10 protein-coding genes and 9 pseudogenes are annotated in these 19,191 nt (G+C 68.7%); 10 read left to right on the top strand and 9 right to left on the bottom strand.

Annotated elements, in window-relative coordinates; genetic code table 11:
* Positions 1–15: 15 nt before the first annotated feature.
* Both asnB and FRZ33_RS16915 read right to left on the bottom strand, forming a co-directional pair.
* Positions 16–1,685 (bottom strand): annotated as a pseudogene (gene asnB, locus FRZ33_RS08770) (asparagine synthase B).
* A 100-nt stretch (positions 1,686–1,785) separates the two neighbouring features.
* Positions 1,786–1,908, bottom strand: a complete 123-nt coding sequence (locus FRZ33_RS16915; RefSeq protein ID WP_265468565.1) for a hypothetical protein — start codon at positions 1,906–1,908, stop codon at positions 1,786–1,788.
* Here FRZ33_RS16915 and FRZ33_RS08765 point away from each other — a divergent pair.
* Positions 1,889–4,332, top strand: a pseudogene (locus tag FRZ33_RS08765) (penicillin acylase family protein). The gene FRZ33_RS16915 and the pseudogene FRZ33_RS08765 sit on opposite strands and share 20 nt — an antisense overlap.
* 205 nt (positions 4,333–4,537) lie before the next feature.
* Here FRZ33_RS08765 and FRZ33_RS16910 read toward each other — a convergent pair.
* Positions 4,538–4,666 (bottom strand): hypothetical protein, encoded by a 129-nt coding sequence (locus FRZ33_RS16910; protein ID WP_265468564.1) that lies wholly within the window; start codon positions 4,664–4,666, stop codon positions 4,538–4,540.
* Positions 4,667–4,770: 104 nt separating this feature from the next.
* On the opposite strand from FRZ33_RS16910, the gene FRZ33_RS15190 reads away from it, so the two are divergent.
* Positions 4,771–4,926, top strand: a complete 156-nt coding sequence (locus FRZ33_RS15190) for a hypothetical protein (RefSeq protein WP_158637166.1) — start codon at positions 4,771–4,773, stop codon at positions 4,924–4,926.
* A 24-nt stretch (positions 4,927–4,950) separates the two neighbouring features.
* Here FRZ33_RS15190 and FRZ33_RS17705 read toward each other — a convergent pair whose 3' ends face one another.
* The 6 genes and pseudogenes from FRZ33_RS17705 to map all read right to left on the bottom strand — a co-directional run bounded on the left by FRZ33_RS17705 (position 4,951) and on the right by map (position 10,823).
* Positions 4,951–5,460 (bottom strand): M20/M25/M40 family metallo-hydrolase, encoded by a 510-nt coding sequence (locus FRZ33_RS17705; protein WP_425480633.1) that lies wholly within the window; start codon positions 5,458–5,460, stop codon positions 4,951–4,953.
* Between the two features lie 20 nt (positions 5,461–5,480).
* Positions 5,481–6,080, bottom strand: a pseudogene (locus FRZ33_RS17700) (M20/M25/M40 family metallo-hydrolase); the annotation flags it as partial.
* A complete protein-coding gene (locus FRZ33_RS08755; protein WP_146909111.1) occupies positions 6,077–6,436 on the bottom strand; it encodes a Spx/MgsR family RNA polymerase-binding regulatory protein in 360 nt (119 codons plus the stop codon). The gene FRZ33_RS08755 and the pseudogene FRZ33_RS17700, both read right to left, overlap by 4 nt.
* A gap of 121 nt (positions 6,437–6,557) precedes the next feature.
* Positions 6,558–7,370, bottom strand: a pseudogene (dapD, locus tag FRZ33_RS08750) (2,3,4,5-tetrahydropyridine-2,6-dicarboxylate N-succinyltransferase); the annotation flags it as partial.
* Positions 7,371–7,380: 10 nt separating this feature from the next.
* Positions 7,381–10,017, bottom strand: coding sequence for a [protein-PII] uridylyltransferase (gene glnD / locus FRZ33_RS08745; RefSeq protein ID WP_146909108.1), 2,637 nt, complete (start codon positions 10,015–10,017; stop codon positions 7,381–7,383).
* A 30-nt stretch (positions 10,018–10,047) separates the two neighbouring features.
* A pseudogene (gene map, locus FRZ33_RS08740) lies at positions 10,048–10,823 on the bottom strand (type I methionyl aminopeptidase).
* Between the two features lie 252 nt (positions 10,824–11,075).
* On the opposite strand from map, the gene rpsB reads away from it, so the two are divergent.
* The 8 genes and pseudogenes from rpsB to rseP all read left to right on the top strand — a co-directional run bounded on the left by rpsB (position 11,076) and on the right by rseP (position 19,188).
* A complete protein-coding gene (rpsB, locus tag FRZ33_RS08735) occupies positions 11,076–11,906 on the top strand; it encodes a 30S ribosomal protein S2 (RefSeq protein WP_146909106.1) in 831 nt (276 codons plus the stop codon).
* A gap of 102 nt (positions 11,907–12,008) precedes the next feature.
* Positions 12,009–12,884: a translation elongation factor Ts gene (gene tsf, locus FRZ33_RS08730; protein WP_146909104.1), complete on the top strand. Its 876-nt coding sequence runs from the start codon at positions 12,009–12,011 to the stop codon at positions 12,882–12,884.
* Between the two features lie 869 nt (positions 12,885–13,753).
* On the top strand, positions 13,754–14,476 hold the full coding sequence (gene pyrH / locus FRZ33_RS08725) for a UMP kinase (protein ID WP_146909102.1): 723 nt from the start codon (positions 13,754–13,756) through the stop codon (positions 14,474–14,476).
* Positions 14,477–14,536: 60 nt separating this feature from the next.
* Positions 14,537–15,095: pseudogene (gene frr, locus FRZ33_RS08720) on the top strand (ribosome recycling factor).
* 14 nt (positions 15,096–15,109) lie between these two features.
* Positions 15,110–15,856 (top strand): polyprenyl diphosphate synthase, encoded by a 747-nt coding sequence (gene uppS, locus FRZ33_RS08715; RefSeq protein WP_146909100.1) that lies wholly within the window; start codon positions 15,110–15,112, stop codon positions 15,854–15,856.
* Positions 15,853–16,679: pseudogene (locus FRZ33_RS08710) on the top strand (phosphatidate cytidylyltransferase). The gene uppS and the pseudogene FRZ33_RS08710 overlap by 4 nt, the downstream one beginning before the upstream one ends.
* Positions 16,664–17,843, top strand: a pseudogene (locus FRZ33_RS08705) (1-deoxy-D-xylulose-5-phosphate reductoisomerase). Before FRZ33_RS08710 ends, FRZ33_RS08705 begins: the two co-directional pseudogenes overlap by 16 nt.
* Positions 17,840–19,188: pseudogene (gene rseP, locus FRZ33_RS15455) on the top strand (RIP metalloprotease RseP). Before FRZ33_RS08705 ends, rseP begins: the two co-directional pseudogenes overlap by 4 nt.
* Positions 19,189–19,191 lie beyond the last annotated feature (3 nt).

Below are 19,191 nucleotides of genomic sequence, written 5' to 3'. Positions count from 1 at the left end.
ATCGGGCCGTCCGGCTCAGACCGGGGCCTGGTGCACCCCCGCGACCGCGCGTCCCGAGGATCGGCGGCCTTGGCGAAGGCCGGGTCCCAGGCGATCGCCGCCGGCGACGAACAGGCGATGGACTTGCCGCCGGGCACGGTGCGCGCGCAGGCCTCGCCGGGGAACTCGCGTTCGAACAGTTCGCGGTACCAGTACGCTTCCTTGGTCTGCGGCGGGTTGACCGGGAAACGCAGTGCGGCCTGCGCCATCATCGTGTCGCTCACATAGCTCTCGGCATGGGCCTTGAGCCCGTCGATCCACCCGTAACCGACACCGTCACTGAACTGTTCCTTCTGGCGCCACAGGATTTCCTTCGGCAGTGCGCCCTCGAAGGCCTCGCGCAGCACCGCCTTCTCGATGCGGCCGCCGCCGGCCATCTTGGCCTGTGCATCCATGCCCATCGCAAGGTCGAGGAACTCCAGGTCCAGGAACGGCACGCGCGCTTCCACACCCCAGGCCATCATCGCCTTGTTGGCGCGGGCGCAGTCGAACTGGTGCAAGGCGCCGAGCTTGCGCACGCATTCGTCGTGGAATTCGCGCGCGTTCGGCGCCTTGTGGAAATAGAGGTAGCCGCCGAAGATCTCGTCGCTGCCCTCGCCGCTGAGCACCATCTTCACGCCCATGGCCTTGATGCGCCGGGCCAGCAGGTACATCGGGGTGGAGGCGCGGATGGTGGTCACGTCGTAGGTCTCGACGTGGCGGATGACGTCGGGCAGCGCGTCCAGGCCTTCGTCGAACCGGTAGGTGAAACCGTGGTGCACGGTGCCCAGCGCTTTCGCCGCTACTTCGGCCGCCGCCAGGTCGGGCGAACCTTCCAGGCCGATGGCGAAACTGTGCAGGCGCGGCCACCAGGCTTCGGCCGCATCGTCCTCCTCCACGCGCTGGCGGGCGAAACGCGCGGCGCAGGCGGCCACGAGCGAGGAATCCAGGCCGCCGCTGAGCAACACGCCGTAGGGCACGTCGGTCATCATCTGCCGGTGCACGGCCTGCTCGAAGCCTTCGCGCAGAGATTGCCTCGACACCGTTTTGCCTTGCACGGCGTCGTAGTCGCGCCAGTCGCGTTCGTGGAAGAAGGTGAGCTCGCCGGTGGCGCTGTCGTAGACATGGCCCGGCGGGAATGCGGAGACATCCGCGCAATGCCGCGCCAGCGCCTTCATTTCCGACGCCACCCACAGCCGGCCGTCGGCGTCGTGGCCCCAGTACAGCGGGCACACGCCGAGTGGATCGCGGGCGATGACCAGGCGCCCTTCGGCGGCATCCCACAACGCGAAGGCATAGATGCCGTTGAGCTTCGCCACGCCGGCCGGGCCGTGTTCCAGGTACAGCGCGTTGATGACCTCGCAGTCCGAACCGGTCTGGAACTCATAAGCCACTGTGGACGCGCGTTCGAGCTCGCGGTGGTTGTAGATCTCGCCGTTCACCGCCAGCGCCAGCCGCCCGTCGCCCGAACGCAGCGGCTGGGCGCCGCCGGCGGGATCAACGATGGCCAGGCGCTCGTGCACCAGCAGGCAGCGCGGTTCGGCGTACACGCCGGACCAGTCGGGGCCGCGGTGGCGCTGGCGCGCCGACAGCGACAGGGCCAGCGGCCGCAGCGGCATCACGTCGGCGCCGGGGCGGGGGTCATGCAGACCGAGGATGGAACACATGGGGAAACTCCTTGGGCGGTTTTTCGGGGGCACAAAAGCAGACGGCCCGCACTTCGTCAGTGCGGGCCGTCGGGGACTGGGGGCTGTGGGTGGAGCGCGCCTAGTCGTCGACCCGCATTCGGGGACGATTGTTGTTATTGGCGTTGTTGTTGTTCGCGCAGTCGCCGCCGGCCCGGATCGGGTCGGTCCGGAGATTCAGGGCGATGGCGAGGCGGCAGGACATGGGCCATCCTAGTCACAGTCCCTTACCCGCCGCAAGCGAGCCCGCCATGCCCAAGCTGTTCCGTGTCGCCCTGCGCCTGTTGGCCGTGGTCGTGATCCTGGGGGTGCTGGCGATACTGGCGGGGCTGTGGACCTGGCGCGGCAGCCTGGCGGACCTGGACGGCGAAAGTGCCCTGCCCGGCCTGTCGGCCGAGGCCACCGTCGAACGCGACGCCCCGGGCGTGGCCACCGTTTCCGCCGCGAACGAAGCCGACGCCGCGCGCGCGCTGGGCTTCGTGCACGCACAGGAACGGTTTTTCGAAATGGACCTGCTGCGACGTTCGTCCGCGGGCGAGCTGTCGGCGCTGTTCGGTCCGATGGCGGTGGAACGCGACAAGGTGGTCCGCGTGCACCGCCTGCGTGCGCGCCTGGAGGAAAGCCTGGCCGACGTCGCCGGCGACCGCTTGCCGGTGCTGGAGGCCTACCGCGACGGGGTCAACGCCGGCCTGGCCGCACTGCGCAATAAACCCTGGCCCTACCTGCTGCTGCAGACCGAGCCCGAACCCTGGACCGTGGCCGACACCGCGCTGGTCGGGTACGCGATGTTCTTCGACCTGCAGGACGAAACGAACTCGCGCGAGCTGGCGCTCTGGCGCATCCGTGAATCTGTTCCGCCTGAGCTGTACGCATTGATCGCCACCGACGGCAGCGAATGGGATGCGCCGCTGGTCGGCGAGGCGCGCGGAAACGTACTGCTGCCCGGCCCGGACGTGCTGGACCTGCGCAAGCTGCCTACGAGCTGGGACAACCCCGACCACAAGGTGTCCGAACCGGCCGCGCCCGGCAGCAACAATTTCGCGGTGTCGGGCAAGCTCACCGCCGACGGCCGTGCCATCGTCGCCGACGACATGCACCTGGGACTTCGCGCGCCCAACATCTGGTTCCGCGCCCGACTGCAGTACGCCGATGCCCGCGCACCCGGCGGCAAGGTGGATGTGTCGGGCTTCACCCTGCCCGGCATCCCGGCGGTGATCGTCGGCAGCAATGGACGCGTGGCCTGGGGTTCACCAACAGCTACGGCGACTGGCTGGATTTCTATCGCGTGGACTGGGCCGACGAGCAGCGCCTGCGTTATTACGTACCCGGTGGCCAGGCGGCCGTGCGCACCACCAGCGAATGGATCCGCGTGAAGGGTGGCGAACCGGTGGAGCTGAAGGTGCGCGACACACGCTGGGGCCCGATCACCGCCGAGCTCGACGGGGAATCGTCGCTGGCGCTGCGTTGGACCGCGCAGTTGCCGGGTGCACTGAACTTCGGCCTGTCCGACATGGCCTGGGCCGCCGACCTGGATGCCGGCCTGGCCGTGGCCGACACCGCCGGCATCCCGGCGCAGAACCTGGTGATCGGCGACCATACCGGCCGCATCGCCTGGCGCCTGACCGCGCAGATGCCCGAACGCGCCGGCGACTGCGACGCCACCGGGCCACTGAAGGTCGAAGCCGCCTGCCGCTGGGCCGGCTGGCTGTCCCCGACCGAGAACCCGGCGCTGGTGGATCCCGTGGACGGCCGTCTGTGGACCGCGAACGCCCGCACCGTGGACGGCGAGGCGCTGAAGCTGGTCGGCGACGCCGGTTACGCCAACGGTGCGCGGGCGAAGCAGATCCGCGATGGCCTGTACGCGAAGGAATCATTCACCGAAGCCGACCTGCTGGCGATCCAGCTCGACGACCGTGCGCTGTTCCTGAAGCGCTGGCACCAGGCCCTGCTGGACGAAGCGAAGACCAATCCCGACGAGGCGCTGCGTTCGCTGGCGCACGAAGCGGCGACCTGGGACGGCCACGCCAGCGTGGACTCCACCAGCTACCGGCTGGTGCGGGCCTGGCGGCTGGCCGTGATCGGGCGCATCCAGAACGGCCTGCTGGCGCCGGCCCAGGTGGCGCTGGGCGATGACTTCGTCATGCCCGACCTGCCGCAGATGGAATCGGTGGCCTGGCCGCTGCTGCAGCAGCGCCCGGCGCACCTGCTGCCGCGCAAGTTCGGCAGCTGGGAAACGCTGCTGGCCGATGCGGCGCAGGAGGTGCGCGGACAGATCCGCGGCCCGCTCGGTGCCCGCACCTGGGGTTCGCGCAACACCGCGGCGATCTGCCACCCGATGGCCGGGGCGATGCCGGCGTTCGCGAAATCCTGGCTGTGCATGCCAGCCGACCCGCTGCCCGGCGACGGCAACATGCCACGCGTACAGGGCCCGCAGTTCGGGGCCAGCCAGCGCATGGTGGTGGCCCCGGGCCACGAGGCCGACGGCATCATCCACATGCCCGGCGGCCAGAGCGGCCACCCGCTGTCGCCGTTCTGGGGCGCCGGCCACGAAGCCTGGGTGCGCGGCGAAGCCACGCCTTTCCTGCCCCAGGCCACCGAACACCGCCTGCAGCTCCAGCCCAAAATGTGAACTTGTTCACATTTCGAAGAAGAGAAGCTGACAGGCGTCACGAATTCGGCCATAAACGGGGCGCTGCCCGGCCCGCTCCGCCGGCGCAGGGACGGGAAGATCGCCGTCAGGGGGAGCGATCTGCCGCACCGATTCCAAGAACCGGCGAGGTGGATTGAAGATGGACCTTTTGATCAGCTTGTTGACGCAATGGCGTCGCAGGATGCTAACGAAACAGGCCGGCGCAGTGCGCCAGGCCGTGCTCGCCCTGAATGCGGAACAGCGCAAGCAGGCGACAGACATGACCCTCGCCGAGATCCAGGCCGCCGCGGTGCTGCCACAGCCGCACCTGCACGGCGACAACGAAGCCTCGATGTACCGCCCCCTGGCCCGGTCGCCGCGACCGCGGCCAGCCGCGTCGGCGACCGCTCGATCCAGCTGCGCCAGCGCAGCATCGCGATGTGGCTGGCGGTGGTCTATCACGAAACCCGGCAGGCCCGTGACGAAGGCCTGGTGGCCGTGCACCGCGAGGTGCTGGGCATCCTGCGCGAACTCAAGGACAACAAGGTGGCGGAGCCGGCCGAACAGGCCTGGTTCAAGAAAGCCGCGGCCTGACACACACCGGGGAGATGGCGGAGGTCAGGCGGACAGCAGTCGCTCGGCGATGGCTCGGTACAGCGTGGGGAGACGCTCGAGTTCATCCAGGGCAATACGTTCGTCCACCTTGTGGATGCTGGCGTTGATGGGCCCCAGCTCCACCACTTCGGCGCCCAGGGGCGCGATGAAGCGGGCGTCCGAAGTGCCGCCGCCGGTGTTTTCGTCCGGCAGTTCCCCGCACTGTTCCACCAGCACCGCGCGTGCCGCGGCGCGCAGGCGGCCCTCGCCGGTGAGGAAGGGTTCGCCGCCGCGGTGCCAGCGCAGGTCGTATTCCAGGCCGTGGCGGTCCAGCACCGTCTCCACTTCCCGCTCCAGCGCCTCGGCTTTCCAGCCGGGGTTGTAGCGGAAGTTGAACACCACTTCGCAGCTGCCCGGGATGACGTTGTTGGCGCCGGTGCCGGCGTGCACGTTCGAGATCTGGAAGCTCGAGGCCGGGAACTCCGGATAACCCGTGTCCCAGGTGCGCGCGCCGAGTTCGGCCAGTACCGGCATGACCTGGTGGATCGGGTTGCGGGCCTTTTCCGGGTAGGCCACGTGGCCTGGATGCCGTGCACGATGAGCGTGCCCGACAGTGTGCCGCGACGACCGACGCGCAGCAGGTCGCCCAGTTTTTCCTTCGACGACGGTTCGCCGGTGATGCAGAAGTGGATGTGCTGGCCGGTGGCGCGGAAATGGTCGGCGACGCGGCGCACGCCGTCGATGGCATCACCCTCTTCGTCCGAGGTCAGCAGCAGCGCGATGATGCCCGGATGTTCCGGAAACGCGGCGACAAACTGTTCGAGCGCCAGCACGAACGCGGCCACGCTGCCTTTCATGTCGGCGGCGCCGCGGCCGTAGAGGAAACCGTCGCGTTCGGTGGGCACGAAGGGATCGCTGGCCCAGGCCTCGCGCGGGCCCGGCGGCACCACGTCGGTGTGGCCGAGGAAACACAGCACCTCGCCGCCCTCACCATGGGTGGCCCAGAGGTTCTTCACCGCGCCGAAATCGAGCTGCTCGCAGCGGAAGCCGGCCTTGGCCAGCCGTGCCGAGATCAGCGCCTGGCAGCCGGCGTCCTCCGGTGTCACCGAGGGCCGGGCGATCAGTTCGCGGGTGAAGGCCAGCACGTCGCTCATTTTTTGATCCCGAAGCGCAGTTTCCAGGCATTGTCGGTGAAACCGACGCTGATGGTGCCGTCTTCGGTCACCAGCACCGGGCGTTTGACCAGGGCCGGATGTTCCTTCAGCAGCAGGGTCCATTCCGGGTCGCTGCCCGGCGACTTGCGTCCCTCGGGCAGCTGGCGCCAGGTGGTGGAGGCCTTGTTGATCAGTTTGTCCCAGCCGCCCAGCTGCGTGGCCCAGGTCTTCAGGGTCTCGGCCGGCACGCGGTTGGCGCGGTAGTCAACGAACGTGTGCTCCAGCTCGAAGCGCTTGAGCCAGTTGCGCGCCTTCCGGCACGTATCACAGGCGTCCAGACCATAAACCGTGACCATTTGTAACATTCCTCTTTTCAACACGGATTCACGCGGAAAAATCCGGATAAGAGCGGATAGGGATTCTCAACTGATTCATCCGCTTTTATCCGCCTTTATCCGTGTAAATCCGTGGTAAAAATCACTCCACGGCGCCGCGAAGAAGTTCGTTCACCGAGGTCTTGGCGCGGGTCTTGGCATCCACCTGCTTCACGATCACCGCGCAGTACAGCGAATATTTTCCGTCGGCCGAAGGCAGCGAGCCCGAGACCACGACGCTGCCGGCCGGCACGCGGCCGTAGCTGATTTCGCCCGTTGCTCGGTTGTAGATGCGTGTGCTCTGGCCGATGAACACGCCCATGCCGATGACGCTGCCCTGCTCCACCACCACGCCTTCCACCACTTCGGCACGGGCGCCGATGAAGCAGTTGTCCTCGATGATGGTCGGGCCGGCCTGCAGCGGTTCCAGCACGCCGCCGATGCCGGCGCCGCCGGACAGATGGCAGTTCTTGCCGACCTGTGCGCAGCTGCCCACCGTGGCCCACGTGTCCACCATGGTGCCGGCGCCGACGTACGCGCCGATGTTGACAAAACTGGGCATCAGCACCACGTCCTTGCCGATGTGCGCGCCGGCGCGCACCACGGCGCCCGGCACCACGCGCGCGCCGAGCTCGCGGAAGTCGTTCTCGTCGAAACCCTCGAACCGCAGCGGCACCTTGTCCCAGTACGGCGCCGGGTAGCTTTCCACCAGTTGCATGTCGTTGACACGGAAATACAGCAGCACGGCCTTCTTCAGCCACTGGTGCGTTTCCCAGCCCTTGGCGCCCGGGGTGGCGACGCGCGCCTTGCCCGATTCCAGCAGTGCGATCGCCTCTTCCACCGCCGGCCGCGTGGAGCCGTCGATCTCGGCCACGCTCAGGGTGGCGCGGCGCTCGAAGGCATCCTCGATGATCGCCTGCAGTTGTTCAGTGTTTGGCTTCTTTCTTGCCATCTTCCGTCTCTCCATCGACGCAGGCCACGATGGCCTGGCGCAGCTCGTCCAACAGGGCCTGGTCCTCGATGGCGCGGTCGCGCTCGTCGGTGAGCAGGAAAAAGTCCTCCACCTTCTCGCCGAAGGTGGCGATGCGGGCGTCGTGCAGGCGCAGGCGGTGCTGGCGCAGCACCTGGGCCACGCCGGCCAGCAGGCCGGGCTGGTCGGTGCAGACCAGGGACATGCGGGTGCGGCTGCCGTCGGCCAGGTGGTCGAAGTCCACGCGCGCGGGCACGCGGAAATGCCGCAGCTGGCGCGGCGCGGCGCGTTTGGCCGGACGCACGCGGGCCGGGTCGCGCAATGCGGCCTTCAGCGCGGCCACCACGGCCGAGGGTTCCGGCGCGATGCCCTGCGGCGCGATCGCCTGGAACGAGTCGAGCGCGTGGCCGTCGGCGGAGTTGAGCACGCGCGCTTGCAGCACGTTCAAGCCCAGGCGGTCCAGCGTGGCGACCAGGGCCGCGAACAGGCCGTCGCGGTCGGGCGTGCGCACGAACACTTCCAGGCCGGCGTCCTGCACGTGCGGCCGCACCAGCACCACGGTCTCGGCGCCGCCGGCCTCGGCGATGCCGCGGGTCTGCCAGGCGATCTGCTCGGGCCGGTAACGCAGGAACCCGACATCGGGATAGGCGGCCCAGATGTGTTCGACCTCGGCCTGGTCCAGGCCTTCGCCCAGCAGCCGTTCCATGGCCACGGCGCGGGTCTCGGCCATGATCTCGTTGGCGTGCACCGGGTTTTCCAGGCCGCGCCGCAGCGCGAAGCGCGTGGCCGCGTACAGGTCGGCCAGCAGCCGGTCCTTCCAGGCGTTCCAGAGTTTCGGGCTGGTGCCGGCGATGTCGGCGCAGGTCAGCAGGTAGAGGTAGTCCAGGTGTTCGCGGTCGGCGACCTTGCCGGCGAAACGCGCCACCACCTCGGGATCGGAGATGTCCTGGCGCTGGGCGGTGACCGACATCAGCAGGTGCTGTTCGACCAGCCAGGCCAGCAGGTCGGCGTCGGCCTCGGGCATGGCGTGCGCGGCGGCGAATTCGCGCGCGTCCACCGCGCCCAGTTCGGAATGGTCGCCGCCGCGGCCCTTGGCGATGTCGTGGAACAGACCGGCCAGCAGCAGCAGGTGGGGCTTGCGCAGGCGCGGAAGGATTTCGTGGGCGATGGCGAAACGCTCGTCCACCCGGCGCGCGAAACCGTCCATGTGCGCCAGCACCGTCAGCGTGTGCTGGTCCACCGTGTAGACGTGGAAAAGGTCGTACTGCATGCGCCCCGACACGCGCCCGAAAGCCGGCAGGTAACGCGCCAGCACGCCCAGGCGGGCCATGCGCGTCAGCGTGGCCACGGCCTGGCGCGTCTGCAGCAGGGCCATGAACTGCTGGCGCACATCCGGCGGCTGTTCCTCGTAGGGGCGGATGGCGCTGAGCGACTCGCCCAGCGCGCGCGCGGTTTCCGAATGCAGGCCGCGCGCTTCGGGCAGCGCGTCCCAGGCGGCGAACAGCGACAGCATCGGCGCCAAGCCTTCGCGCAGTTGCTGCGGCTGCGTCATCGCAAGATAGCCGTGGCGCAGTTCGTAACCCTCGCCCGCCGGCTCCGGCACTTCCTTCGCGGAAAGCTGCTCCTCGAAACGCTGCAGCAGGCGGTCGTTGATGCGCATCACCGTGGCGGCGCTGCGGAAGAAGCCCTGCATCATCTGCTCGACCGCGAGGTTGTCGCGGTGTTCGTCCTTCAGCCCGAGCATGGCCGCCAGCGCCTTCTGGTGGTCGAAGCCCAGGCGCTCTTCGCGGCGGTTGGCCAGCAGGTGCAGGCCGAAGCGCAGCCGCGCAAGGATCCGCCATTCGCGCTCCAGGCTGGCGCACTCGTCCTCACCAAGCAGGCCCAGCGGCACCAGGGCGCGCAGGCCGGGCACGCCGTACAGGCGCATGCCCATCCAGGTCACGGTCTGCAGGTCGCGCAGACCGCCCGGGCCTTCCTTGATGTTGGGTTCGAGGTTGTGTGCGGTATCGTGGAATCGGGCGTGGCGGGTGCGCTGTTCGGCGCGTTTGGCGTCGAAGTATTCCGCCGGTGGCCACAGCACCGTCGGCGCCAGTGCGGTGGCCAGTTGCGCGGGCGTGTCGGTGGCGCCGGCCAGTACCCGGCATTCCATCAGCGCGGTGAGCACGGTGATGTCCTCGCGCGCGGCCTCGACACACTGCGCGGTCGAACGCACCGCCTGGCTGGTGGCCAGGCCGGCATCCCACAGCAGGGAGAAGAAGTGGCCGATCGCGGCCTCGTGCGCCTTCTGTGCCTCGGGTTCGGCCAGCACCAGCAGGTCGATGTCGGACTGCGGGTAGAGCTCGGCGCGGCCGTAGCCACCGGTGGCCAGCAGCTGCAGCGGGGCGTCGGCCGGCAGGCAGCGCGACCAGGCGGAGGTCACCACGGTGTCGCTGGCTTCGTTGCACAGCGACACCAGCCGGTCGATGGCCTCGCCGGCCTCGAAGCGGCGCCGCAGTCCGGCGCGGCGCGCGGCCAGGCCGGCCTTGGCGGCCTCGCGCCAGGCGGCATCGTCGGTCGCGGCAGCCAGGGCCACGGACAGGGGAGTTCGGGCGATGTCGGGACGGCGCTCACCGGCCGGCCCCGGTCACAGCTCGTTGTCGTCGCCGGGCAGGCGGGTCAGGATCTCGACGCCGTCGTCGGTGACCACCACCGTGTGCTCCCACTGCGCCGACAGCGACTTGTCGCGGGTCACCACGGTCCAGCCGTCGTTGAGCAGCTTGGTGTGGCGGCTGCCCTCGTTGATCATCGGCTCGATGGTGAAGGTCATGCCCTTCTGCAGCACCACGCCGGTCATCGGCTGGCCGTAGTGCAGGACCTGCGGGTCCTCGTGGTAGATCTGGCCGATGCCGTGGCCGCAGTACTCGCGCACCACGGAGAAACGCTGGGACTCGGCATAGGTCTGGATGGCGTGGCCGATGTCGCCCAGGGTGGCGCCGGGCTTCACGACCCGGATGCCGCGGAACATCGCCTCGCGGGTCACGTCCACCAGGCGCCTGGCCTTGATGCTGGGCTCGCCGACCAGGTACATCCGGCTGGTGTCGCCGTGCCAGCCGTCCTTGATCACGGTGACGTCGATGTTGACGATGTCGCCGTCCTTCAGGACCTTGGCCTCGGACGGGATGCCGTGGCAGATGACGTTGTTGACCGAGGTGCAGATGGTCGCCGGGAACCCCTTGTAGCCGACATTGGCCGGGATGGCCTTCTGCACGTCCACGATGTGGTCGTGGCAGATCCGGTCCAGTTCGGCGGTGGTCACGCCGGGCTTCACGTGGGGGCGACGACCTGCAGCACTTCGGCGGCCAAACGGCCGGCCACGCGCATGCGCTCGATGTCCTCGGGGCTTTTCAGGGTGATCCTCATGGCCGGGGATTATCCTTGCTTGCGGCCGATTCGGCCAGCGGGCTATAATCCCGCGGCTCGAAACCGGCCTGTCCGGCCTCGAACCGCCCACGCCGGGCGTCACCGGCGAATACACACACCAGGCCATCCCCCGTCCCGGGGTGCCCGGGGACCACGGTCCCGGGGTTCGAGACGGCAGCCTGGTGGAGGCCCAACCCCGGAGCTCCGAAGCCGCCAGCGCGCGGCCGGCTCCCTGTTCAAGGAAATACCACGATGACCCAGGTCACCATGCGCCAGATGCTGGAAGCCGGCGTGCACTTCGGCCACCAGACCCGCTACTGGAACCCCAAGATGGGCCCGTACATCTTCGGCGCCCGCGGCAAGATCCACATCATCAACCTCGAGAAGACCCTGCCGCTGTTCGTGGACGCGATGAACTACATCTCGGCCATCGCCCAGAAGCGCGGCACCATCCTGTTCGTCGGCACCAAGCGTTCGGCCCGCGACTCGATCAAGGAAGAGGCGATCCGCTGCGGCCAGCCGTACATGAGCATGCGCTGGCTGGGCGGCACCCTGACCAACTTCGCCACCGTGAAGAAGTCGGTCGCCCGCCTGAAGGAACTCGAGGCCGCTGAAACCGACGGCACCTTCGAGAAGCTGGTCAAGCACGAAGTGCTGGGCCTGCGCCGCGAGCGCGACAAGCTGGAAGCCTCGCTGGGCGGCATCAAGGAAATGAACCGCCTGCCCGACGCGCTGTTCGTGATCGACATCGGCCACGAGAACATCGCCGTGCAGGAAGCCAAGAAGCTCGGCATCCCGGTCATCGCCGTCGTCGACACCAACTACGACCCCAACCTGGTCGACTACGCGATCCCGGGCAACGACGACGCCATCCGTGCCGTGCAGCTGTACGTGCGCGCCGCCGCCGACGCCGTGCTCGAGGGCAAGGCCGCTTCGCCGCAGGCCCACGTGGCCGCCGACGACTTCGTCGAGCTGGACGCCGAGGGCAACCCGGTCGCCAAGGAAGACAAGAAGGCCGCCCCGCGCCGCGCCCCGCGCGACGACAAGCGCCCGGCCCGCCGCCCGGCCGGCGACAAGCGCTAAGCCATACCCGCGTCATGCCGCGGCGCCAGAATGCGCCGCGGCCCCACTTTCGAGCGTGCCGGCCCCGCCGGCGCGCCCAATCAAAATAGTTGGAGATACCCCATGGAAATCACGGCTTCCCTTGTGAAGGATCTGCGCGAGCGGACCGGCGCCGGCATGATGGAGTGCAAGAAGGCGCTCACCACCACCGGCGGTGACATCGACGCCGCGGCCGAGTGGCTGCGCAAGTCCGGCCTGGCCAAGGCCGACAAGAAGGCCGACCGCGTTGCCGCCGAAGGCCGCATCGTGGCCGCCACCGACGGTGGCAAGGCCGTGCTGGTCGAGATCAACTCGGAAACCGACTTCGTGGCCAAGGACGACAACTTCATGTCCTTCACCAATGCCGTCGCCCAGGCCGCGCTGGCCTCCGGCGCCGCCGACGCGGACGCGCTGAAGTCGGCCAAGCTGCCGTCCGGCGAGACCGTCGAGGAAGCCCGTGCCGCCGTCATCGCCAAGGTCGGCGAGAAGGTGGACGTGCGCCGCCTGGCCAAGGTGGACACCACGAACCACGTGGCCGCCTACATCCACGGCGGCCGCATCGGCGTGCTGGTCGAGCTCAAGGGCGGCGACGTCGAGCTGGCCCGTGGCATCGCCATGCACGTGGCAGCGATGAACCCGCCGTACAACAAGGCGGCCGACGTGCCGGCCGACTTCCTGGCCAAGGAAAAGGAAATCGAGCTGGCCAAGATGTCGGACAAGGACAAGGCCAAGCCGGCCGAGATCCTCGAGAAGATCATCGGCGGCAAGGTCGCCAAGATCGTCAACGAGGTGACGCTGTACGGCCAGCCGTACGTGCTCAACACCGACCTGTCGGTGGAGGCCACGCTGAAGGCCGCCGGCGCCGAAGTGGTCGGTTTCCAGCGCCTGGCCGTCGGCGAAGGCATCGAGAAGGTGGTCGAGGATTACGCGGCCGAAGTCGCGAAGGCTATGGCGGTCTGATCCATCGCGCTCTTGCCGAAACAGGAAAACCCGCGGGAAACCGCGGGTTTTTCTTTGCTCCGCTATTTGAAGCTCGGGGGCTGGATCTGGTGCCGTCATCACCGGGGAAGTGGAGGTCTCTTTCTGCTCAGTGAAGCCTTTTATTTCGCAGAAAGAGACCTCCACTTCCCCGGCGCTGCCGGTGCGGTTTACCCGGATCGCTGATCGGAGGGCCGGTGTGGCATCGGCGAATGCTTGCGCGTGGGGGCGTCGGGCTTCCGCAGGTGCGATCTCTCCTGCGCGGCGCGTTTGGTTAAGACGGATGTCGCGCATCCCCACAGCATGTTTCGTCGCGGCGCGTTCCCTGAACGCGTCTGGTGCCTTCGGGGCGAGGTTGGGTTGTAGGCGAGCGCGAAGTTGATGGCGAAGACCGTCGCGCCACTCGCTCTTCGCCGCTTCGCGGCGAGCACTCCATCCACGCTGGCCTGGAAGGCACCAGACGCGTTCAGGGGAACGCGCCGCGACGTGACGTGCCGCGGGCGCAGGCCTCGCCCCGTTTAACCACCGGATCCGCAGGAAAGATATCCGACCCGGTAGCGCGGACTGCATGCGCAAGCACCTGGCGTCGAACGCACCACGCTTTCCGTGACGAAACCGCACCCGTGGGACCGGCGTCGCCGGGAATGGAAGGTCTCTTTCTGCGAAATAAAAGGCTTCACTGAGCAGAAAGAGACCTTCCATTCCCGGTGACGCCGGCGCCAGATCCCTTGTCCCCGCAAAATCGAGCTTCCCGTTCGCCATCAGCGGATCACGCCAGGCCTGCACCCCGCACGCACGGCGATCGGCGTGATCGGCTAGAATCCCGCCGTTTGCCCGCCCCGGAGAGTCCCATGAGCGCCAGCCCCCTGAAGTACCGCCGCATCCTGCTCAAGCTCTCCGGCGAGGCCCTGATGGGGAATGTCGATTACGGCATCGACCCGGTGGTGATCGCCGCGATGGCCAAGGAAATCGTCGAGGCCCAGCGCGCCGGTGCCGAGATCGGCCTGGTGATCGGCGGCGGCAACATCTTCCGCGGCGCCGGACTGGCCGCCAGCGGCATGGACCGCGTCACCGGCGACCACATGGGCATGCTGGCCACCGTCATCAACGCCCTGGCCATGGCCGACGCGCTGGAAAAACAGGGCGGCTACGCCCGGGTGATGAGCGCGATCAAGATCAACGAAGTCTGCGAGGACTACATCCGCCGCCGCGCCATCCGGCACATGGAAAAGGGCCGCATCGCCCTGTTCGCGGCCGGCACCGGCAATCCCTTTTTCACCACCGACTCGGCCGCGGCCCTGCGCGCCAGCGAGATCGGCGCCGACCTGCTGCTCAAGGCCACCAAGGTGGACGGCATCTACGATTCGGACCCGAAGAAGAACCCCAAAGCCGTGCGCTACGAGCGCCTGAGCTACGACGAGGTGATCGCCCGAAACCTGCAGGTGATGGACACCGCGGCCTTCGCGCTTTGCCGCGACAATAAGGTGCCACTGCGCATCTACGACATGATGCAGCCCGGCGCGCTGATGCGGATCCTCAAGGGCGAGTCCCTGGGCACCCTGGTCGCCGCCTGAGCGGGGTCCCCGCCCTGCCCCTATAATGCCCGACTGCCCGGAACCGACGCGGAGCCCGCGATGCTGAACGACATCAAGAAAGACGCCACCACCCGCATGAACAAGAGCGTGGACGCGTTCCGCCAGGAACTCACCAAACTGCGCACCGGCCGCGCCAGCACCGCCCTGGTGGACCACCTGAAGGTGAACTACTACGGCTCGGACATGCCGCTGACTCCAGGTCGCGTCCGTCGCTATCGCCGACGCCCGTTCGCTGACGATCACCCCGTGGGAAAAGGGCATGGTGGCCGCGGTCGAGAAGGCCATCCTGGCCTCCGACCTGGGCCTGACCCCGAACACCGCGGGCACCGTGATCCGCATCAACCTGCCGCCGCTCACCGAGGAGCGCCGCAAGGAACTCACCAAGCACGTGCACCACGAGGGCGAAAACGCCAAGGTCGCGATCCGCAACGTGCGCCGCGACGCCATCCAGCACGTCAAGGAACTGCTCAAGGACAAGAAGGTGACCGAGGACGAGGCCCGCCGCAGCGAGGACGAGATCCAGAAGCTCACCGACAAGCACGTCAAGGACGTGGACGACGTGGTGAAGGCCAAGGAACAGGAACTGATGGCGGTTTGAACCTCGCCGCCGCAATGTCCGCCACCCTTCCCGCCGCACGCATCCCGCGCCACCTGGCCGTCATCATGGACGGCAACGGCCGCTGGGCCGAACGCCGCCAGCGCCCGCGTACGCTTGGCCATCGCGCCGGCGCCAGGGCGGTGCAGGTCTGCGTGGACTACTGCCTCAGGCACGGCATCGAAGCACTGACCCTGTTCGCCTTCTCCAGCGAGAACTGGAACCGGCCGCAGGACGAGGTGAGTGCGTTGATGAAGCTGTTCCTGCGCATGCTCGACTCGGAAGTGGACGAACTGCACCGCCGCGGCGTGCGCGTGGCCTTCATCGGCGACCGCGCCGGGTTTCCCGAGGCGATCCGGGCGAAGATGGCGCAGGCCGAAACCCGCACCGCGGACGACCGCACACTGACACTGACCATCGCCGCCGGTTACGGCGGCCGCTGGGACATCACCCAGGCGGCCCGCCAGCTCGCCACCGAGGCCGCCGCCGGGCGCCTGGACCCGGCCAGCATCGACGAGGCCCTTATGGACCGCCACCTGGGCCTGGCCGGGCTGCCGGCACCGGATCTTTTCATCCGCACCGGCGGCGACCTGCGCATCAGCAACTTCCTGCTCTGGCAGCTGGCCTACACCGAACTGTGGTTCACCGAGACCCTGTGGCCGGACCTGGACGACGCGGTGCTGGACACCGCCCTGGCCGACTTCGCCGAGCGCGAACGCCGCTTCGGCCTGACCAGCGCCCAGGTGTCCGGGAGCGCCGCATGAGCCGCCGCCAGCGCGTGACCACGGCGCTGCTGCTGGCGCCGCTGCCGATCGCCGCGGTGCTGTGGCTGCCCACGCCCTGGCTGGCCGCGGCCGTGGCCGTGGTGCTGCTGGCTGGCCTGTGGGAGTGGACCCGGTTCGCCGGGATCGGGAAACGCTGCCGCGCACCCTCTTCCTCACCGCGAACGCGCTGCTGATGGCGGCCCTGGTCTGGGGCGGCGGTCCGGGCCTGTTCACCCTGAAGCTGCTCAGCCTGATTGGCGTGCTGTGGTGGGCGCTGGTGCTGCTGTGGCTGGCGCGGCCGGGCTTCGGCGCCGGCGACAGCGAAGGCACCCGCGGCCTGAAACTGCTGGCGGGCAGCCTGTGCGTGGTACCGGCCTGGTGCGCGCTGGGCTGGCTGCACTCCGAGGACGCCTTCGGCCCGCGCTGGACGCTGTTTGCGCTGGCCGTGTGCTGGGCGGCTGACAGTGGCGCCTATTTCGTCGGTTCGAAATTCGGCCGGCGCAAGCTGGCCCCGTCCATCAGCCCCGGAAAGACCTGGGAAGGCGTGGCCGGCGGCCTGGCGACCAGCGTACTGCTGGCGGCGCTGGCCCTGCCCCTGCTCGGACTGGACTGGTCGGCGCTGCCGGCGCTGGCCCTGCTGACCGTGATCACGGCGGCGATCTCGGTGGTCGGTGACCTGTTCGAAAGCCTGATGAAGCGGCATTCGGGCGTGAAGGATTCCGGCGACCTGTTCCCGGGCCACGGTGGCCTGATGGACCGGCTGGACAGCCTGGTGGCCGCCCTGCCGGTGTTCGTGGTGGGCAAGGCATGGCTGGGCCTCTGAAAACCATCGCGCTGCTGGGGGCGACCGGGTCGATCGGCGGGTCCACGCTGGATGTCGTCGCCCGCCACCCCGACCGCTTCCGGATCGGCGCGCTCAGCGCCCATGGCCGCGTGGACGAGCTGCTGGCGCTGTGCGCCCGCTTCCGTCCCGACGCGGCGGTGGTCGCCGATCCCGCCGGTTTCACTGCCCTGCGCGACGGCCTGCATGCCCTCGGCCTGCCCACCCGGGCGCTGGCCGGCCCGCAGGCCCTGGACGAAGTGGCCACCGATCCGGCCAACGACACCGTGGTGGCGGCGATCGTCGGCGCCGCCGGCGTCGCCTCCACCCTGGCCGCCGCCCGCGCAGGCAAACGCCTGCTGCTGGCCAACAAGGAATCGGTGGTGCTGGCCGGTGAACTGCTGATGCAGGCCGCACGCGCCGGCGGCGCCACCCTGCTGCCGGTGGACAGCGAACACAACGCCATCTTCCAGTGCCTGCCGGCGGACGGCGGCCGTGGCGGCGTGCGGCGCCTGCTGCTGACCGCTTCGGGTGGCCCGTTCCGCGGCCGCACCCGCGCCGAACTCGCCGGCATCACGCCCGACCAGGCCTGTGCGCACCCGAACTGGGTGATGGGCCGCAAGATCTCGGTGGACTCGGCCACGCTGATGAACAAGGGCCTGGAGGTGATCGAGGCGCAGCACCTGTTCAGCCTGCCGGCCGACCGCATCGAGGTGGTGGTGCACCCGCAGAGCATCGTGCACTCGCTGGTGGACTACGTGGACGGCTCGGTGCTCGCCCAACTGGGCAACCCGGACATGCGCACCGCCCTGGCCTACGGCCTGGCCTGGCCAGAGCGCATCGATTCGGGCGTGGCACCGCTGGACCTGGCGGCGCTGAAACATTTCGATTTCGAGCCCCCGACCTCGAGACCTTCCCCTGCCTGGCCCTGGCCTACCGCGCGATCACCGCTGGTGGCAGTGCGCCGGCGGTGCTGAACGCGGCCAATGAAATCGCGGTTTCAGCCTTTCTTCAGGGCCGACTGGGTTTCCTAGGCATCCCGGACCTGATCCAGGCCTGCCTCGACGCCCACACGGGGGTGCGGCCGGATCGCTGGAACAGTTGCTGGACACCGACGCCGCGGCCCGGCGCATGGCCGAAACCCTGGTCGGCAGGATGCAGCGATGACGGAGTTCTTCGGTTCGGTGTGGTGGCTGATCGTCAGCCTCGGCATCCTGGTCACCTTCCACGAATACGGCCATTACTGGGTCGCGCGCCGCTGCGGCGTGCGCGTGCTGCGTTTTTCGGTCGGCTTCGGCAAGCCGCTGTGGACACGGATCGGCAAGGACGGCACCGAATACGTTGTTGCGATGCTGCCCTTGGGCGGATACGTGAAGATGCTGGACGAACGCGAGGTCGAAGTGGCCCCGCACGAGCGTCACGAAAGCTTCAACGCCAAGCCGGTCGGCCAACGCATCGCCATCGTCGCCGCCGGCCCGCTGGCCAACCTGCTGCTGTGCATCGGCCTGCTGTGGCTGATGTTCGTGGTCGGCAAGCCCGATTTCCTGCCCGACGTGGGCCGCGCCTCGTCCGTGGCCGCCGACGCGGGTTTCCAGCCGGGCGACCGCCTGCTGGCGATCGGCGACCGAGAGATCCGCACCTGGACCGAAGCCGGCATCGTGCTCTCGGCCGCCACCCTGGACCGCGAGCCGCTGACGGTGCGCGTGCGCACGGCCGACGGCGCCGAGACCCTGCGTACCCTGCCGCTCGACACCGCGGGCCTGGCCCTGGATGAAAAAACCCGCTGGCCAGCGTCGGCCTGTTCCCGGCGCAATGGTTGCTGCCGCCGGTGATCGGCAGCACGGCGGCCGGCAGCGCCGCCGAGGGGCGCTTGCAGGCTGGCGACCGCATCCTGGCGATGGACGGCCAGCCGGTCCGCCATTACGACGAGATCGGACCGCTGCTGCAGACGCTGGCCACCAACGGCCGCACCATCCAGGTGCGGATCGATCGGGCCGGGACGACGCGCGTGGTGGACATCGACCCGAAACTGACCGGCGAAGGCGACCAGCAACGCTGGATCCTGGGCATCCTGGCGGCACCCGCCACCGCCAACCACGACGCACTGCTGCGCTTCGGGCCGGTCCAGGCCATCCCGGCGGCGCTCTCGGAGACCCGCCAGATGGCCTCCGACACCCCTGGGCATGCTCTGGCGCATGGTCAGCGGCAAGGCCTCGCTGGACAACATTTCCGGCCCGATCACCATCGCCCGGGTCGCCAACGGCAGCGCCGGACTGGGCGTGGCCTGGTTCCTCAACTTCCTCGCGATCCTGTCGCTGAGCCTGTGCATCATGAACCTGCTGCCCATCCCAGTCTTGGATGGGGGCACCTGCTGTATTACCTTATCGAGCTGGTCAAAGGCAGCCCGGTCGGCGAGCGTGCGCTCGTGGCGGGCCAGTACGTCGGTCTGGTGCTGCTCGCCGGCCTGATGGGGCTGGCCTTCTACAACGACATTTTCCGCCCCAGCTTCTGACAC

The sequence above is a fragment of the Arenimonas daejeonensis genome (assembly GCF_007993735.1).
GTDB classification, from domain to species: Bacteria; Pseudomonadota; Gammaproteobacteria; order Xanthomonadales; family Xanthomonadaceae; genus Arenimonas; species Arenimonas daejeonensis.
The sequence above is the reverse complement of the archived record's forward strand: the minus strand, read 5'-3'. Positions and strand labels throughout refer to the sequence as shown.

What these genes read in the sequence shown, in the direction of transcription:
- FRZ33_RS16915 (WP_265468565.1), bottom strand. Translation starts at nt 1,908, where the DNA reads ATGTCCTGCCGCCTCGCCATCGCCCTGAATCTCCGGACCGACCCGATC.
- FRZ33_RS15190 (WP_158637166.1), top strand. Translation starts at nt 4,771, where the DNA reads ATGTGGCTGGCGGTGGTCTATCACGAAACCCGGCAGGCCCGTGACGAA.
- FRZ33_RS17705 (WP_425480633.1), bottom strand. Translation starts at nt 5,460, where the DNA reads ATGCCGGTACTGGCCGAACTCGGCGCGCGCACCTGGGACACGGGTTAT.
- FRZ33_RS08755 (WP_146909111.1), bottom strand. Translation starts at nt 6,436, where the DNA reads ATGGTCACGGTTTATGGTCTGGACGCCTGTGATACGTGCCGGAAGGCG.
- rpsB (WP_146909106.1), top strand. Translation starts at nt 11,076, where the DNA reads ATGACCCAGGTCACCATGCGCCAGATGCTGGAAGCCGGCGTGCACTTC.
- tsf (WP_146909104.1), top strand. Translation starts at nt 12,009, where the DNA reads ATGGAAATCACGGCTTCCCTTGTGAAGGATCTGCGCGAGCGGACCGGC.
- pyrH (WP_146909102.1), top strand. Translation starts at nt 13,754, where the DNA reads ATGAGCGCCAGCCCCCTGAAGTACCGCCGCATCCTGCTCAAGCTCTCC.
- uppS (WP_146909100.1), top strand. Translation starts at nt 15,110, where the DNA reads ATGTCCGCCACCCTTCCCGCCGCACGCATCCCGCGCCACCTGGCCGTC.